The organism is Shimia sp. (genome assembly GCF_049116215.1).
Taxonomy (GTDB): Bacteria; Pseudomonadota; Alphaproteobacteria; order Rhodobacterales; family Rhodobacteraceae; genus Shimia.
Map to the genome: position 1 here is coordinate 206,010 of NZ_JAGDZB010000004.1, position 14,864 is coordinate 220,873.

A 14,864-nucleotide genomic window follows, 5' to 3' on the forward strand; every position below is an offset into this window, starting at 1 on the left:
CTACTTCGAGGACGCCCGCTTCAACAGCTCCACCGCATCTGGACGATCCAGCAGGCTTTCATGCACTTCCAGATGCGCCTGCGGCATGCCGCGCGTCGCGTTGGACGCCGGACGCAGACGCTCTTTCACCTCTTCTGGCACCGCAGGGCGGGTGCGGGTGTCCATCTGCATGGTTTCTGCCGATATACCTTCCGCAAAAATGATCTGATGGGTGTCAAACATGATCTGGTAGTAGTCCACAAACCCACCTTCGTCGGCGTAGACCGTGTCTCCATTCACCAGATGCCGCGCTTTGATCAGCAGCTCGCTGCGCCCGACGCCAATATGGTCATGGCGCTGATAGACAAACAGCCGGTGATCCGGGCTCACCCGCAGATCCTGTGTGTTATTGAGCGTGCCCGCTGTTATCACAATAGGGGCAAACTCGCCGCTTGCGCGCTGCACGGCATGGCCAATCCAGCGCACTTCCTGCGGGCCATCGTCCCGCGTCAGGACACGATCACCCACAGTCAAATCTTCTACACGGCGCTGTTCGCCCGTGGCCATAGTGATACGGGTGCCGCCGGTAAAGCTCACGCAGGCCAGTTGTGCCAGTTTTGTCGAGGCCGCGCCGCGATCAACACCGACCAAGACATAGTCGCCTTTGGGGGTGAGTGGCGCCAAGGGGGCCCCATAAACCTCTACCACACCGCCGTCGTCGTCGACTTCGACCAATACCAACACTTCAATTGTGTCTCCGCTTGGCGGCATGAAGGTGGCAACGCAGTCGAGATAGACACGAGCGCCCTTGGTGCCGAGGCTGTATTCGCTGGCAATGAAGTGCTGACCTTCGCTATCCGTACGCAACGCGAGGCTCTTTTCCTCTGCGTCCTGAGCCAAGGTGTAAATATCATCAAAGACAAGTTCTTCCGCAAAAGACAGCGAATCACCAAGGTTGGCCCCATCCGTCACCACAAAGGCACCCGCCGGATACACCGGTAGACGTTGGGAGGGCTGGGAGCTGTCTTGAACTTGAGACGTCATAACTTACCTATTTTAGTGTACTGCACGCTTTCTTTGAACACGTGAAGTGACACGCAAATGTGGCAGCACAATGCCATGGCTTCGGCATTATACTGGCATCATTCCTAATTTGGGTATTTCTTACCCCCACAACAACGGGGAGAATCGCATGGAATTGGGAATTAAAGGTAAACGCGCGCTGGTTTGTGCGTCCTCAAAAGGTCTTGGTTTGGGGTGCGCTCGCGCTCTGGCTGCGGAAGGTGTGGACCTGATCATGAACGCGCGCGGCGTTGAGGCACTTGAGGCCGCCGCAGCCGACATCCGGTCCGAGTTTGGTGTGCATGTGCAGGCGATTGCCTGTGATGTGACCACCGCCGAGGGCCAAGCCAAGCTGATCGAAGCGGCGCAGGGCGTGGATATTCTGGTCAACAACGCTGGCGGCCCGCCTCCCGGTATGTGGACCGATTGGGACCGCGACGATTTCATTTCTGCGTTGGACGCCAATATGCTGGCCCCAATTGCTCTGATCAAAGCGCTTGTGCCCGGCATGATGGACCGGGGATGGGGCCGTGTGGTGAACATCACCTCAGTCTCGGTCAAATCCCCGATTCCGGTACTGGGCTTGTCCAACGCCGCCCGCGCAGGCCTCACCGGCTACGTCGCCGGCACTGCGCGTCAGGTGGCGGGCAAAGGCGTGACCATCAACAATATCCTGCCGGGCATCCATGCCACCGACCGCGCCGTGTCCTTGGACAAGGCCGTGACCGAGCAGCAAGGCATCTCCATGGAAGAAGCTCAGGCCCAACGCGCCGCCACCATTCCCGCTGGCCGCTACGGCACATCGGATGAGTTTGGCGCCACATGTGCCTTCCTGTGTTCCCATCACGCAGGCTTTATCGTCGGGCAGAATGTTCTGCTGGACGGCGGTGCCTTTGCATCTGCTATGTAAGCGCGAGTAGGTAACTAAATGGCGCGAGGTGTGGGTGTGTCCCAAGGGTTTTCACTGAAAGATGAGTTGTTTAACGCAGATAGTCTCGGCGATCTGGCGGCAGAATTTGCCGCCGGAGTGCCGGGGTTTGATGGCGAGGGTTTTCATCACGAAGTTGTGGCAGGACTTCAGGGGCGCGAGCTCATGGAGCGCATGGAATGGATAGCCGACTGCATCGAAAAACGCCTCGCGCCAGACTTTCCCGAAATGGCGGATCAACTTGAAGCGGCCATGCCGCCTGCGCTTGATCCAACTCTGAAGGACGATGACTTCGGCCGCTTCATCCATGCGGTGCCCGGCATTCTTGCCACCCGCCATGGGGTTGAAGACCATCGGGACCGGGCGCTTGATCTGCTGGAAGAGGCCACCAAGCGCTTCTCCATGGAATTCTACATCCGTGCCTTCATCAATCGCTGGCCCGATGAAACCTTTGGCCGCCTGCATGACTGGGCCGAGGATGATAATTACCACGTCCGCCGTCTGGTGAGCGAAGGCACACGACCTAAGCTGCCCTGGGCGAAAAAGATCGACATCGATCCGATGTCCACGTTGCCTCTCCTGGCAAAACTGCACGCCGATCCAACGCGCTACGTGACCCGCTCGGTGTCCAACCACCTTAATGACATTTCCAAACTCTCCACCGATACGGTGGTCAGCCAATTGGCCGACTGGAAAGAGCAGGGCAAGCAAGCCACCAAAGAGTTGGACTGGATGACGCGTCACTCTTTGCGCACAGCCGTCAAGGCAGGCCATTCCGGCGCGCTGTCGATGTTGGGATTCCACCCAGGCGCCCCCATCACTTTGGACAGCCTGTCTGTTGGCGGCGACAGTATCCAGATCGGCGACGCGCTACAGGTCGAAACAACGCTGACCACGGATGGCACATCCCCCGTGCCGGTGATGGTCGACTATGTGTTGAGTTTCCATCGCCCTAACGGGCGTGGCAGTGACAAGGTCTTCAAGCTCAAGCAAGGCAAAATCCCTGCTGGAAAGCCGCTCACACTGGCCAAAAAGCATCCGCTCAAAGCCAACGCCAGCACGTTTCAGCTCCACCCTGGTCCGCACAAGCTGGCCATTCAGGTCAACGGCCGTGTGCTTGGAGATGTGGCGTTTGATTTGACAGAACCCACGTAACCCTCTGACGCTTCATCACGTTTCTGTGGGGCGGCTAGCCCGACAACTGGCCGCCTGTTAGGCCGGTCCCAATTCTGAACGGGACATGACCATGCACGCCGCCACACTCATCACGATCTTCGCCGCCATTCTTTTGCTCAGCCTTGTTGTCGCCCCGAAACGGGCCACAGTTGTGGGCTTCTTTGGCGGGCAGACCGCAGAAGGGCAGGCGCCGTCGCTTTGGACCTTGGTGCTGTCGCAGGTCACCACCTGGATCTTCGCCCGCTCCTTGATGAACGCTGCCATCCTTGGTTTCTACTATGGCATCGCCGGCACATTGGCCTACGCGGCTTACTATGCGTCGTTCCTGACCGGCGGCTACATTGTGAACCGTATGCGCGTGCAGGGCGCTGGCTCGGTTCAAGACTGGCTCACCTTACGCTTTGGCACCCCCGGCACCACCGCCTACAACGTGGTGATCGCCCTGCGTCTGCTGTCTGAGGTCTTCGCCAACCTGCTGGTGGTTGGCCTGATCTTCAGCGCCGCGCTGCCGGAGGTTGCCAATGCGGGCACCATTTCTATCCTGATCGTCGGCGTGGTTGCGCTGGCCTATTCCGCCTGGGGCGGATTATCCGCCGCCTTGCGCACCGACGTTGTGCAGATGCTGCTGTTCCTTGTGGTGTTTGGTATCGCCTTTGTTGCACTGGTGCTGCGCCCTGAATTTGACTTCGGCGCTGTCCTAACAGCGCCTGGTGCCTCTGGCCCGCACAACGGCTTGGTGCTTCTGGTGGTGGCCGCGCTTCAGGTGTTTTCCTATCCGGTACATGATCCAGTCATGATGGACCGCGGCTTCCTCGCAGACCGCAACACCACCCGCAAAAGCTTCCTGCATGCTTTCTGGCTGTCCACGCTTTGCATCATCGCTTTTGGCTTCTTTGGCATTCAGGCCTCTCTTGAAGGTGCAGCCTATGAAGGTCAGTTGATTGGTACCTGGAGTACAATGTTCCCAACCTGGGTTTTCACCTTGCTGATCCTCTCGCTACTGGTGTCTGCGCTGTCCACATTGGACTCCGCGCTGAGCTCCGCCGCCCGCCTTGTGGTCGAGGAACTCAAACTCGCCCCGCGTACGTTGGCCGGAGGCCGCATTGCCATGTTGGTCTTTGCTCTCGTAGGTGCCGCGCTGACGCTTTGGGGCAATCAAACCTTGTTTGACGCCGTCGCTGTGTCCGGCACCGCCTCGATGTTCCTCACACCCGTGTTGGTTGCCAGCCTGATCGGCGGACGGGATGTCCCTCTCTGGTCCTACATGGCCTGTTTCTTTGCTGCCCTTTACGGCGCCGCCGCCTACATGTTCCGCGACACGGATTTTGTGTCCCAGTTCCTCTATGACGGGCACAAATACGAGCAACTTCTGCAGATCTGTGTGATCGTTTTGGTGGTTGGATTTGCCGCAGTCCTGATCGGGAGCCGCAGGGTTGAAGCAAGGGTAGGGGGCTGATACACCACTGCGAAACCCGATGAAAAACATCGGGGATTGCAAGAGGCCTCCCGTGCAGCCGACATCTACTTCGACGCCACCACGTTTGGAAATCCGCAACCTGCGCCGCCGATTTGGCAACCGGCAGGTGGTGGATGATGTGTCTCTGACTCTGCAATCGGGCAAGGTCACCTGCCTGCTTGGCCCGTCTGGCTGTGGCAAGTCCACCACTCTGCGCATGATCGCCGGTGTCGACATGCAGGATAGCGGCGAAATCTATGTTGATGGCAAGCTAATCTGTGACACCGTGTTCCGCATCCCGCCGGAACGTCGCCAGATTGGTCTGATGTTTCAAGACTTTGCACTTTTTCCGCACCTCTCGGTAAGCGACAACGTGGCCTTTGGGCTCAAGGGCAGCAAAGACGAAAAACGCGCCCGTGTTGAGGAACTTCTGGCCAAGGTGAACCTCGGCTGGGCCATCGACAAATACCCGCACCTGCTTTCGGGCGGTGAGCAACAACGCATCGCATTGGCCCGCGCCTTGGCACCACGCCCACGGATCATGCTGATGGACGAGCCATTCTCCGGCCTCGACAACCGTCTGCGTGACGGCATCCGGGACGAGACCTTGGCGGTGCTCAAAGAGGAAGACACCGCTGTGTTGCTGGTCACGCATGAGCCGGAAGAGGCCATGCGCATGGCTGACGAAATTGCCCTGATGCGTGATGGCGTCATCGTGCAACAGGGCGCTCCGTACAACATCTACAACGCCCCCAAAGACAAACAGGCGGTGGCGTTTTTCAGCGATATCAATGTGATCCGATCGGTCAGCAACGGTGCGTTGACCGAAACGCCTTTTGGCCAGTTCCTGACACCCGGTCTTGCGGACGGCGCGCCGGTCGAAATTGTCATTCGTCCGCAGCACCTCAAGCTCGACTTTGACCGTCAGGGCAAGGGCCCGTTGCCAACCCCGTCAGACGGGGTTGCCGCGCGTGGCATCGTGACCCGCGCCCGCTTCATGGGCAACGAGAGCCTTGTGGAGTTCAAAATGGACCATGATGGCTCTGCACTTAAGGTCACCGTGCCGAATGTGTTCCTGCCCAAAGAAGGCACACCGCTCTGGCTCACAATCCGCCGCGACCGCTGTTTTGTTTTCCCTGCTGAGACCTGAAGCGTCTTAGCTCTGTGCGAGAAAATCCTTCAGGCTCTTGCCCGGCTCCTCCACAAACAGGCCTGGCAACACAGTAAGCTCGGCAATCTGGTCCACCCGGATTTTTGTAAAGCTTCCATGGGTTTCGTCCCAGACCCCCAACGTCCACACACGCCCCCAATAGTCGAGCTTCAGCGGCCGCACGTCCCGCGCCACCTCATCCGCTCCCGTGATCCGCAATTTTTGTCGTGCCCGAATGGCTTCCCGCAGCGGTTCAAGGTATTGCAGGGCCTGCGTTGTCTCGGCAAATGGATAGGCCGCAAACCCAAAGCCTTGGCTCACTCCGCCAATTTCCTCCGGCAACACCGCGTCGATCTTCGCGCTCAGACTTTCTGCGGCCGCCCGCAATGGCCCTTCCATGCCGGTGCCCACCACTTCCAATCCAATGTGGAGCGCCTCCAGCTCCTCTTCGGTCAGGTTCAGTGGCGGCAATGTCAAAACTGCCTTTGCGCGATAGCCCGTGCCGCGCTCGCCCTCGATGGCCACGCCGCTGTTCGCCAGGGTTTGCATGTCGCGATAGATCGTGCGCAAGGACACTCGCATCACAGCAGCCAAATCTTCAGCCCGATGTAAGCCGCCGTCCTTCAGAATCTCCATCAGTCTATAGAGCCGATCCGACCGGTTTTGAGAGCTGGCCATAACGCATGATTCTCCGACTTCCTGCCAAAATAATGACAACTGACATAATAATGGCAAAAGTGACGGGAAAAACCCCAAATATCCTGTCACTCCTCCGCAAATCCGCCTTTTGCCCCTGCGCCCGGCGCGGTAGGACTTTGCCATGAGACTTAGGCGGCCATTGTGCCTCCGACCAAGGGAGACAAAGTCATGTTGAACAATATCGGCCTGCCCGGCATCCTTCTGATCGCTGTTGTGGTTCTTGTCCTGTTTGGACGCGGCAAAATCAGCGGCATCATGGGCGAAGTTGGCAAAGGCATCACCTCGTTCAAAAAGGGCGTGAACGAAGGCACCAAAGAGCTTGAGGAAGAAGCGGTGGACGCGGCCAAGGACGTGACGCCGGAAGACGAAAAAGACAAAGCGTAAGGCGGGCTGATCCAAGATGTTTGATCTGGGTTGGACCGAGCTTCTGCTTGTTGGCATCGTGGCGCTCATCGTTGTGGGCCCCAAAGACCTGCCGGTGATGTTTCGCACGGTGGGCCGCTTTGTGGGCAAGGCCAAAGGCATGGCACGGGAGTTTTCCTCTGCGATGAATCAGGCGGCTGATCAGGCGGGCGTCAAAGACGTCACCGACACCATCAAAGGGGCCACCGATGGGTTGGACAAAGTCACCAACCCTTTGAAATCTGCCACAAACGCGTTGAATGACTCCGTCGACGAAGTGAAACGCTCCATGTCTTATGAGCCAGGTGCGGAAACCACCACGTTGTCCAAGGAACGCGCCGAGGCGGCGGAGAAAATTCGCCAGAAGTCTGCGGAAATGGCGCAAGAACGTCTGGACCGAGAAGCCGCGGAAAAAGCCGCTGCCAGCGAAGAGGATGCGGCCAAGGCTGCTCGCAAAGCGGCACGCAGCTATGATCCCGCGCCGACACCTCCGGCCAAGACCGCGGCAAAGAAGGATGAGGCATGAGCTCAACTGACGACATGGAAGACAGCTCCGCGCCGCTGATCGAGCATTTGGCGGAGCTGCGCACGCGGCTCATCCGCTCTGTGCTGGCTTTCTTGGTTGGTATGATTTTGGCGTTTGTGATTGCGGAGCCAACTTTGCAGTTCTTGCTGGGGCCGATTGAGGAAACCCTGCGGGCGCTGGGCGATCCGTCCCCAACGATGCAATATACCTCGCCACAGGAATACCTGTTCACCTTGTTCCGCATCTCCATGGTGGGCGGCTTTGTGTTGGCCTTCCCTGTGATTGCGTTTCAGCTGTGGCGCTTTGTGGCTCCTGGGCTCTACAAAAACGAGCGTGGTGCTTTTCTGCCCTTTATGATCGCGTCGCCGTTTATGTTCCTGTTGGGCGCAGCCTTTGCGCACTTTGTGGTGACACCTCTGGCGATGGCGTTCTTCTTGGGCTTCACTGACGTGAGTTCGATCTTTGCCAACCTGTTGGCCAGCACCACGAGCGAAATGCCAACCGGCACAGCCGTGGTTCCTGAAACTGACAGCGGCATCAAGATCACCTTCTTTGGCAAGGTGAACGAAAGCCTGGATATCTCGCTGAAGTTCATCATGGCTTTTGGCCTCTGCTTCCAGTTGCCAGTTCTGCTGACGCTGATGGGCAAAGCCGGTTTGGTGAACGCCGAAGGCCTCGGCCGCGTGCGCAAATACGCCATGGTGGGCATTCTGGTTCTGGCCGCATTGGTCACACCACCAGATGTCACCACACAGCTGATCCTGTTTGTGGTGGTCTATGGCCTCTACGAAGTATCGATTTTCCTGGTGCGCCGTGTCGATCGTCAACGCGTGGCCAAGCTCAAAGCCGAAGGCGTCTATTTTGAGGACGACGAAGAAGGCGAAGACGAAGCTGATATCGCGGACGCGGAAAGCCATAAGTAGTCGTCAACTGAAGTTAAGATCTAAGCGCGTCCCAATTGGGGCGCGCTTTTCTTTTGCGGCACTTGTTGTTGGCTATGGAACGTGGTTTCTATCGCTCAAACGACCGGAGGCCCGCCATGGATGACACCACTTTGACCCGCATCGCCGAAGCGCTTGAACGCATGGCACCGGCCCCCATGGCCGCCCCTGATTTTGCCGCGGCGGATGGGTTTGTCTGGCATGTAGATCCTGACCGTCTGGAGCCGGTGGTCAACATCAACCGCGTGTCTCTCGATTTGCTCGTAGGCATCGACCGCTCTCGCGACACGTTGCTGGAAAACACCCGACAATTTGCCCGTGGCCTGCCTGCCAACAACGCATTGCTTTGGGGCGCGCGTGGCATGGGGAAATCCTCCATCGTGAAGGCGGTTCATGCTCAAATTCTTGCCGAAGGCCTGCCGCTGAAAATTGTCGAGCTACAGCGCGAAGACCTGCCGTCCGTGGCACGTCTCCTGAACCTCTTGCGCGCCAGTGAGGAACGCTTCCTGCTGTTCTGTGATGACCTCAGCTTCAGCCACGATGACCAGCATTACAAATCGCTCAAAGCGGTGCTGGATGGCGGCATCGAAGGCCGTCCCGAAAATGTGGTGTTCTACGCCACTTCCAACCGCCGCCACCTGATGCCGCGCGACATGATCGAAAACGAGCGCAGCTCTGCGATCAACCCGTCTGAGGCAGTGGAAGAGAAAGTCTCCCTATCCGACCGCTTTGGTCTCTGGCTGGGCTTCCACCCGTGCTCCCAGGATCAATACCTCGCCATGATCGACGGCTACTGTGCAGCGCATGGCGTGAGCGTTGACGCAGACAGGCTGCGGGCTGAAGCCATCGAATGGCAAGCCACACGTGGCGCGCGTTCCGGCCGTGTGGCGTGGCAGTTTTTTGTGGATTTGGCAGGCCGCGAAGGCGTCGCGTTGTCCTAACGCAGACGCCTCTGTGCCTTATTTCAGGTAAGGGGCCGGATCGACGCTGTCAAAACCTTCACGCACTTCAAAGTGCACAAAGCTGTTTTCCGCGGGCAGCACAGCCATGCTTTGCCCACGCTTCACGCTGGCGCCCTTTTTCACCTTCACGCCGTCTACGTTGTAGTAGACCGTCATCAAGTTGTTGGGATGGCGCACGACAAGAATGGTCACGTCATCCGCATCTTTGGTGATCGCCGCCACCGTGCCGTTCGCCGCAGCAGTCACGGGCGTGCCAGCCGCTGCCGCAATATCAATGCCATTGTTTTTCCCCTTGGAGTAGGGGCGGATCACCTTGCCGGTCACCGGATAGCTCATGGCCGCTTTGCTGGCGCTCTGCTGCTCGTTCAGGTTTGGGCTTTCCGGTTTGGCAACCGGTGTGGCTGCTGCAACGGTATTGTCTTCCGGCAGCGGCTTGGAGGCGCTTGGAGGTGTTGGCGTTGGCGAGCCTTCGCCTGGCTTTGTGGTGGTTGTGGCCGCCGCGGCTGCAGCCGCCTTGCGTTGGGCTTCCGCCTGCGGGTCAACCGGTGGGATCAGCAGGATCTGGTTCTCACGAATGGTGAAATCGCTGCCCAAACCGTTCCATTCCGCCAGCGAACGCACCGAGACGTTGTAAAGCCGCGCGATGGTAAAGGCGGTCTCGCCACGTTTCACCTTGTGGCGCACAGGTTCCACACCTGACTGCACCTTTGAGGTGGACGCCGTGGCTGGTTGCAATGTCTCTGTTTCAACGCCGGTGTCGGCATTGTTGATCGCGCCGCCAGCCAGCGAGGCAATGTCTACACCACCCGGCGCAGTGACCATGCCAGTGCCGCCAGTGGCTGCTGATGGCTCCGCCACACGACGGGGCAGGGTGACCACTTCGCCTTCGCGCAGCTGCGCATCCAGCGCGATACCATTGGTGCGGCTTAACTCCTCTGCCGGAATGCCGACACGTTCCGATACGTCGGCCAACGTGTCGCCGCGTTTGGCCACAGCCACCTGATAGCTTGGGTAAGAGATCACACCGCGATCGTCTGGTTCGGGGCGTGTGGCGGTGGCGGTTTGCGCCGCAGTGGTGGTGTCCAATCCGCCGCCAATATCGCCGCGTAAGTCGTAATCCAATGTGTCCAAACACCCACTCATGACGGTGAGCGCAAAGCCTGCGCCAATCCATCGGGTGTTTTTTGACGAGAATACTGCCATCTCGATGTCCTCACATGCGGCGCCCTATTGTTGGGGGTCTGGTGCCACGGCCGCTTTGTTATTCGCTACGTTAAGCTTCCAAATGGGTGAACTCTCCTCATTTGCCAAGAGGAAAGCCCTTTCCAATCAATCATTTTCGCGTGCTACGCCCTCAAGCAATGGCACAAACCGTACCGAGCGCAATTCGTCATAGTCCAACCCGTTTTCGGTTTTACGCACCCGAATGAGGCTTTGTACCGCATCCGACTGCCCCACGGGCACCACCATGATACCGCCGATCTTGAGTTGCGCCAAGAGGGGGCCTGGCGGGTCCTCTGCGGCGGCTGTGACGATGATCTTATCAAACGGCGCCTGATCAGGCAGGCCAAAGCTGCCATCCGAAATCAGCGAGGTGATGTTCACAATCCCCAACTGGTCAAAAATGCCCCGCGCTTCCTGCACCAGCCGCTTGTGACGATCCACCGTATACACCCGCCGTGACAGATGGCTGAGAATGGCCGCTTGATAGCCGGAGCCTGTGCCCACTTCGAGCACCTTGTCGCGGGATGTCACTTCCAACGCCTGGGTCATCAACCCAACAACGGACGGCTGGGAAATGGTCTGTCCACAGGCAATGGGGAGCGGCGTATCCTCATAAGCCCGCTCGGCAAACAGACCACGCACAAACAACCCGCGGTCCACGTCTTCCATGGCGGTGAGTACAGCCGGATCGGTTACCCCACGCGAGCGCAAGGCAAACAGAAACTGCATTTTGCGTTGTGCAAGCGCGTCCGGGTCGGTCATTCAATGCCTTTCAACGCGGCCAGCGTATCATGTGCGGTGAGGTCAGCGCGCATGGGGGTGACGGAGATATAGCCGTCGAGATTTGCGGCCGCGTCCGTCCCCTCAGCGGTTATCACCGTTTGGTCCCCACCCTTGGCCCAGAGGAACCGACGACCGGACGGCGCGTTGTGCGGCTCAACTGAGAACCGGGTTCCGGCGCGCAGGCCTTGGGCCACAGCCCGCACCCCTTGCACCTCTGCCGCCAGCACGGGCGGGAAATTCACGTTGTAAAACAGCCCATAGGCATGATCGTTGATTGGGTTTGCGTCGAGCACCTTGCGCACCATATCTGCACCATAGGCACCTGCCGCCTCAAACGGATCATCTGCGTGGAAGTTCTTGGGACCCAAAAACTGAGAGAGCGCAAACGACGGAATGCCCTGCAAGGCGCCTTCAATTGCCGCGCCCAAAGTGCCGGAATAGAGCGCGTTCTCAGCCGAATTGTTGCCGCGGTTCACGCCGGACAGGATCAGCTCTGGCGGCGCATCTTTCATCACGTCGTGCACACCAGCAAGCACACAATCCGCAGGGCTGCCCTCCGCCGCAAACCGACGCTCCCCCATCTGCGCAATCATAGTTGGATGGGTGTAGCTGATGCAGTGGCCCACGCCAGATTGCTCAAACGCAGGGGCCACACACCAGACTTCGCCATCTGGGCCAGCCAACTCGGCAGCAATCTGTTCCAGAACGGTCAGTCCCGGTGCGTTGATACCGTCGTCATTTGTGATGAGAATACGCATGTGCCTGCCCCAATATTTTCTGACGTCCTGTCTAGTGGAGGTGTGCAAGGGGGGCAAGCTACGCTGGTTTAAAGTTCTGGAAGGCGCGATGCACAATCCACACTTACTTTGAACGCGCCAATACCGGAAATACCAACGACGTCGTTGGAGAGACGGCACCCGTCGGTAAATCGAAACAACGCGCCACCGCTGACGCCACTGTTCGAATTCTTAGCGCGAATACTGAAGGTTCCAACGGAAGGCAGTCTCAGCGTCGCCGCCTCTTTGTGCCAGTCGTCTTGCTCCTGGATTTGCCACAGTGTGCCATCTTCGACTGGTATAGGTTCGATGGTCACGTCATAAGTCACATAAGTCAGGTCAGCATCGCCTGACTTTTGTTTTTTGATAATACTGCTGGTTTGCTGTGGCCAGACCTGTCCCCAAGGCGTGTCGATGAGCCAAGTTACGGCATGTGTTCCTGTCACAAGAAACCATTGGCTGCCGCCGAGCACCTGTACGGTGTTGCGCGAGCAGCCCTTTAACGGTGCGCGCTGCTTTTCCGTACCTGCCGGGCCCGTATAGCCATTGAGTGCCAGTGTTAGTTGTCTCACGGTCAGCGCCATATCGATCGCATTGCCCGAATAGGGTGCAAAGGATAGCTCGTGCCCGCCACGTGGCATGTTGGTGACGCTGCCCCCTGAAGCAGGGTCCAAAGTTACTGCACTGGCTTGCCCATGCATGCCTCTAGATTGAAAGACATAGTCTCCAGCCGGCAAAGCATAACTTGAGCAATCTCCAAAGAAATATTGGCGATTGTCATGCTCCTCAGTGCTGCAGGTGGTTGGCACCGTGCCCGGCAATGAGGTCTGGTCTGGTGTTTCTGCAGGGGCCAGTCGCCAAAAACCGCAAAAATCATTACTGTTAACATCGAGCTGGACAGCTGCAGGGCTATCACCCGCAAATACTGGAGTTGAGATCAACGCCAGCGTCAACGAAGTTCGAAGAACGCTTTGAATAGTTCGCGTAAAAACACACATCATAAAAACTCCTCAACTAAGAGGAGTCTATCAGAAGGCCTGATATGCACCAAGTTTGGAGATCAAAGGCCTATTTCAGCCATCAAACGTGCGGCTTCGTCGCGCGGATGCACAAGGCTGTCTTTGTCTTCGCCCGGGAAGAACCGCGCACGTGTACCGGTGGGCATGCCGCGTGGGCTGACCACTGACACGGTAGGGCCGATGTTGGTGGTCTCGGCTTGCCAGCTTTTGGCCAGCGCGATCTGCGCGGCTTTGGTAGCGCCATAAGAGCCAAAGAACTTCTCACCGGCGTGGTTGTCGTCAAAGAACACCGCATGTCCGGTGTCACCCAAAAGCGGGCTCATAAAGGGGATCAACCGACCGACTGCGTCCACATTGATTGACAAGGATTTTTGCCAATCTTTGGCGTCAATGTGATCGGTTGGGGTCAAGGGCGCGCCGTGGGCGGCGGTATGGATCCACAAATCCACCTTGCCCCAGCGGTCATGGATTGACCGGCACAGCTGTGCCATCGCGTCCGCATTGGTGATGTCCATTGGCGCCAATGTGGCTTTGCCACCTTTGGCCTGAATGCGATCGTCCAGGTCTTCCAGGGCACCGGTGGTGCGGGCGACCGCCACCACGTGGTATGCGGGCACCAGGGCCTCTGCAAAAGCAGCGCCAAGGCCGCGGGATGCGCCGGTGATCAGCGCGATTTTCTCGCCGGAGGCGTCGGGGGTGTTGGACGTATCGCTCATAGGCCGATGAAATGCGTCCAAAGTGGCATGAGGTCAAGGGGCAAGCGCGTCGCAGGCAAACCCAGGCCTGTGTTTGCACACCTCTTTTGGGCCGGGGGAGGACTAGTTTGGCATCGACAAGCGGGTGGTGCCGTGGCCGGCATTGAGCACAACGCTGTCTTCGCCAATGGCAACCACTTTGCCGGACGGCGTGCGGTCGCCCAGTTCAACGCGCAGTGTTTTTCCGCCGGCTGTCATCAACAGCGCGCGTGGACTTTTGGGGCTGCCCATCACGCCAATCAAGGTGAGGCGGGACCGGTTTTTCAGCACACCGGTTTGCGTGGCCTGCGCGGCCACGTGAGAAGGAGTCTTGGAGGACATGATACTGCCTGTGTCTGTGAGTGATGGCGGCTATATAGGGGAGGGTTAGGTGCCGCCAGACAGGCATAGGGCATTTATGGTTAAGGACCGCTGAACAGGCGGTCGATTGCCTAAGAAAAAAGGCAGATGTGGCGGAAATCAGCCCAACAGATGCGGGCGCAGGTCTTCGCCACTGGCTGCGTAGATATCCAGCAGTTGATCGAAGGAAATACCCTCTGCTTGCGCTTGTGCCAGAGGACCATTTTTGGCCGTGAGATGGGGTCTTTCAGCTGCTGATTCTGCCGGTTTCAAGGCGCAGGCCATTGGTTCGTCGCACTCAAACAGCGGCAGGTCATTCATCAGCCAGGCGTCACAGCCGTCAAACCCAGGCGCCTCACCGGTGGCGTCCAACACATAGGCCTTAAATTGGTCTTTGGTGACACTCGCCCAAACACCAAACAAAAACACCTCGTCACTGCCCCGGATCGGCAAGGGCAGCACACAGTGAAGGAAACGTAGCTCAACCACCACGCAAAGGTCGGCGGTCAACACATCGTCGCCCACCGTCAACGTGTCGCCGTCTTTCATCTCGCCATGGGGCCAGCAATCCGGTTGGCCAAATCCAACGTCAACGATCCCGCCAAAACTACGCCCGCAACATTTGCAGGCGTAGTCTGGATCATTAAACCGCTGCCAGCGGCTGTCGAGCGCCAGCAGGTTCATAAA

General features: G+C 58.3%; 17 protein-coding genes. 8 read left to right on the forward strand and 9 right to left on the reverse strand.

Annotation, left to right across the window (positions count from 1 at the left end):
* Complete coding sequence (locus JXR15_RS14420; protein ID WP_422053907.1) at nucleotides 1-1,023, reverse strand: Hint domain-containing protein; 1,023 nt, start codon at nucleotides 1,021-1,023, stop codon at nucleotides 1-3.
* Nucleotides 1,024-1,171: 148 nt separating this feature from the next.
* Here JXR15_RS14420 and JXR15_RS14425 point away from each other — a divergent pair, with 148 nt between their 5' ends.
* From JXR15_RS14425 to JXR15_RS14440, 4 genes are all read left to right on the forward strand, one after another.
* Entirely contained in the window at nucleotides 1,172-1,951 is a 780-nt protein-coding gene (locus JXR15_RS14425) for an SDR family oxidoreductase (RefSeq protein WP_422053908.1), read from the forward strand.
* Between the two features lie 18 nt (nucleotides 1,952-1,969).
* A complete protein-coding gene (locus tag JXR15_RS14430) occupies nucleotides 1,970-3,124 on the forward strand; it encodes a hypothetical protein (RefSeq protein WP_422053909.1) in 1,155 nt (384 codons plus the stop codon).
* A 91-nt stretch (nucleotides 3,125-3,215) separates the two neighbouring features.
* Nucleotides 3,216-4,601: a sodium:proline symporter gene (locus tag JXR15_RS14435; RefSeq protein ID WP_422053910.1), complete on the forward strand. Its 1,386-nt coding sequence runs from the start codon at nucleotides 3,216-3,218 to the stop codon at nucleotides 4,599-4,601.
* A 52-nt stretch (nucleotides 4,602-4,653) separates the two neighbouring features.
* A complete protein-coding gene (locus tag JXR15_RS14440; RefSeq protein WP_422053911.1) occupies nucleotides 4,654-5,751 on the forward strand; it encodes an ABC transporter ATP-binding protein in 1,098 nt (365 codons plus the stop codon).
* A 6-nt stretch (nucleotides 5,752-5,757) separates the two neighbouring features.
* On the opposite strand, the gene JXR15_RS14445 is transcribed toward JXR15_RS14440, so the two are convergent.
* Nucleotides 5,758-6,429: a helix-turn-helix transcriptional regulator gene (locus JXR15_RS14445; protein WP_422053912.1), complete on the reverse strand. Its 672-nt coding sequence runs from the start codon at nucleotides 6,427-6,429 to the stop codon at nucleotides 5,758-5,760.
* Between the two features lie 189 nt (nucleotides 6,430-6,618).
* Here JXR15_RS14445 and JXR15_RS14450 point away from each other — a divergent pair, with 189 nt between their 5' ends.
* The 4 genes from JXR15_RS14450 to JXR15_RS14465 all read left to right on the forward strand — a co-directional run bounded on the left by JXR15_RS14450 (nucleotide 6,619) and on the right by JXR15_RS14465 (nucleotide 9,260).
* Nucleotides 6,619-6,834 carry a twin-arginine translocase TatA/TatE family subunit gene (locus JXR15_RS14450; RefSeq protein WP_422053913.1) on the forward strand — a complete coding sequence of 72 codons (216 nt, stop codon included), beginning with the start codon at nucleotides 6,619-6,621 and terminating at the stop codon, nucleotides 6,832-6,834.
* A gap of 16 nt (nucleotides 6,835-6,850) precedes the next feature.
* Entirely contained in the window at nucleotides 6,851-7,378 is a 528-nt protein-coding gene (tatB, locus tag JXR15_RS14455; protein WP_422053914.1) for a Sec-independent protein translocase protein TatB, read from the forward strand.
* A complete protein-coding gene (tatC, locus tag JXR15_RS14460) occupies nucleotides 7,375-8,301 on the forward strand; it encodes a twin-arginine translocase subunit TatC (RefSeq protein WP_299427457.1) in 927 nt (308 codons plus the stop codon). Before tatB ends, tatC begins: the two co-directional genes overlap by 4 nt.
* 116 nt (nucleotides 8,302-8,417) lie before the next feature.
* The gene (locus JXR15_RS14465; protein ID WP_422053915.1) at nucleotides 8,418-9,260 is read left to right on the forward strand and encodes an ATP-binding protein; all 843 of its coding nucleotides are present in this window, start codon (nucleotides 8,418-8,420) and stop codon (nucleotides 9,258-9,260) included.
* Between the two features lie 18 nt (nucleotides 9,261-9,278).
* Here the strand turns inward: JXR15_RS14465 and JXR15_RS14470 are convergent, their stop codons facing one another.
* The 7 genes from JXR15_RS14470 to JXR15_RS14500 form a co-directional block, all read right to left on the reverse strand.
* Complete coding sequence (locus JXR15_RS14470) at nucleotides 9,279-10,484, reverse strand: LysM peptidoglycan-binding domain-containing protein (RefSeq protein ID WP_422053916.1); 1,206 nt, start codon at nucleotides 10,482-10,484, stop codon at nucleotides 9,279-9,281.
* A 126-nt stretch (nucleotides 10,485-10,610) separates the two neighbouring features.
* On the reverse strand, nucleotides 10,611-11,267 hold the full coding sequence (locus JXR15_RS14475) for a protein-L-isoaspartate(D-aspartate) O-methyltransferase (RefSeq protein ID WP_422053917.1): 657 nt from the start codon (nucleotides 11,265-11,267) through the stop codon (nucleotides 10,611-10,613).
* Nucleotides 11,264-12,046 carry a 5'/3'-nucleotidase SurE gene (gene surE / locus JXR15_RS14480; RefSeq protein WP_422053918.1) on the reverse strand — a complete coding sequence of 261 codons (783 nt, stop codon included), beginning with the start codon at nucleotides 12,044-12,046 and terminating at the stop codon, nucleotides 11,264-11,266. The genes JXR15_RS14475 and surE overlap by 4 nt, the downstream gene beginning before the upstream one ends.
* 68 nt (nucleotides 12,047-12,114) lie before the next feature.
* A complete protein-coding gene (locus JXR15_RS14485) occupies nucleotides 12,115-13,062 on the reverse strand; it encodes a hypothetical protein (protein ID WP_422053919.1) in 948 nt (315 codons plus the stop codon).
* 62 nt (nucleotides 13,063-13,124) lie between these two features.
* The gene (locus tag JXR15_RS14490; RefSeq protein WP_422053920.1) at nucleotides 13,125-13,799 is read right to left on the reverse strand and encodes an SDR family NAD(P)-dependent oxidoreductase; all 675 of its coding nucleotides are present in this window, start codon (nucleotides 13,797-13,799) and stop codon (nucleotides 13,125-13,127) included.
* A gap of 102 nt (nucleotides 13,800-13,901) precedes the next feature.
* Entirely contained in the window at nucleotides 13,902-14,159 is a 258-nt protein-coding gene (locus JXR15_RS14495; protein WP_422053921.1) for a hypothetical protein, read from the reverse strand.
* A gap of 138 nt (nucleotides 14,160-14,297) precedes the next feature.
* Nucleotides 14,298-14,861, reverse strand: a complete 564-nt coding sequence (locus JXR15_RS14500) for a DUF2199 domain-containing protein (protein WP_422053922.1) — start codon at nucleotides 14,859-14,861, stop codon at nucleotides 14,298-14,300.
* Between the last annotated feature and the right edge of the window lie 3 nt (nucleotides 14,862-14,864).

What these genes read in the sequence shown, in the direction of transcription:
- JXR15_RS14430 (WP_422053909.1), top strand. Translation starts at nt 1,970, where the DNA reads ATGGCGCGAGGTGTGGGTGTGTCCCAAGGGTTTTCACTGAAAGATGAG.
- tatC (WP_299427457.1), top strand. Translation starts at nt 7,375, where the DNA reads ATGAGCTCAACTGACGACATGGAAGACAGCTCCGCGCCGCTGATCGAG.
- JXR15_RS14420 (WP_422053907.1), bottom strand. Translation starts at nt 1,023, where the DNA reads ATGACGTCTCAAGTTCAAGACAGCTCCCAGCCCTCCCAACGTCTACCG.
- JXR15_RS14470 (WP_422053916.1), bottom strand. Translation starts at nt 10,484, where the DNA reads ATGGCAGTATTCTCGTCAAAAAACACCCGATGGATTGGCGCAGGCTTT.
- JXR15_RS14475 (WP_422053917.1), bottom strand. Translation starts at nt 11,267, where the DNA reads ATGACCGACCCGGACGCGCTTGCACAACGCAAAATGCAGTTTCTGTTT.
- JXR15_RS14485 (WP_422053919.1), bottom strand. Translation starts at nt 13,062, where the DNA reads ATGTGTGTTTTTACGCGAACTATTCAAAGCGTTCTTCGAACTTCGTTG.
- JXR15_RS14465 (WP_422053915.1), top strand. Translation starts at nt 8,418, where the DNA reads ATGGATGACACCACTTTGACCCGCATCGCCGAAGCGCTTGAACGCATG.
- surE (WP_422053918.1), bottom strand. Translation starts at nt 12,046, where the DNA reads ATGCGTATTCTCATCACAAATGACGACGGTATCAACGCACCGGGACTG.
- JXR15_RS14445 (WP_422053912.1), bottom strand. Translation starts at nt 6,429, where the DNA reads ATGGCCAGCTCTCAAAACCGGTCGGATCGGCTCTATAGACTGATGGAG.
- tatB (WP_422053914.1), top strand. Translation starts at nt 6,851, where the DNA reads ATGTTTGATCTGGGTTGGACCGAGCTTCTGCTTGTTGGCATCGTGGCG.
- JXR15_RS14450 (WP_422053913.1), top strand. Translation starts at nt 6,619, where the DNA reads ATGTTGAACAATATCGGCCTGCCCGGCATCCTTCTGATCGCTGTTGTG.
- JXR15_RS14425 (WP_422053908.1), top strand. Translation starts at nt 1,172, where the DNA reads ATGGAATTGGGAATTAAAGGTAAACGCGCGCTGGTTTGTGCGTCCTCA.
- JXR15_RS14495 (WP_422053921.1), bottom strand. Translation starts at nt 14,159, where the DNA reads ATGTCCTCCAAGACTCCTTCTCACGTGGCCGCGCAGGCCACGCAAACC.
- JXR15_RS14490 (WP_422053920.1), bottom strand. Translation starts at nt 13,799, where the DNA reads ATGAGCGATACGTCCAACACCCCCGACGCCTCCGGCGAGAAAATCGCG.
- JXR15_RS14435 (WP_422053910.1), top strand. Translation starts at nt 3,216, where the DNA reads ATGCACGCCGCCACACTCATCACGATCTTCGCCGCCATTCTTTTGCTC.
- JXR15_RS14500 (WP_422053922.1), bottom strand. Translation starts at nt 14,861, where the DNA reads ATGAACCTGCTGGCGCTCGACAGCCGCTGGCAGCGGTTTAATGATCCA.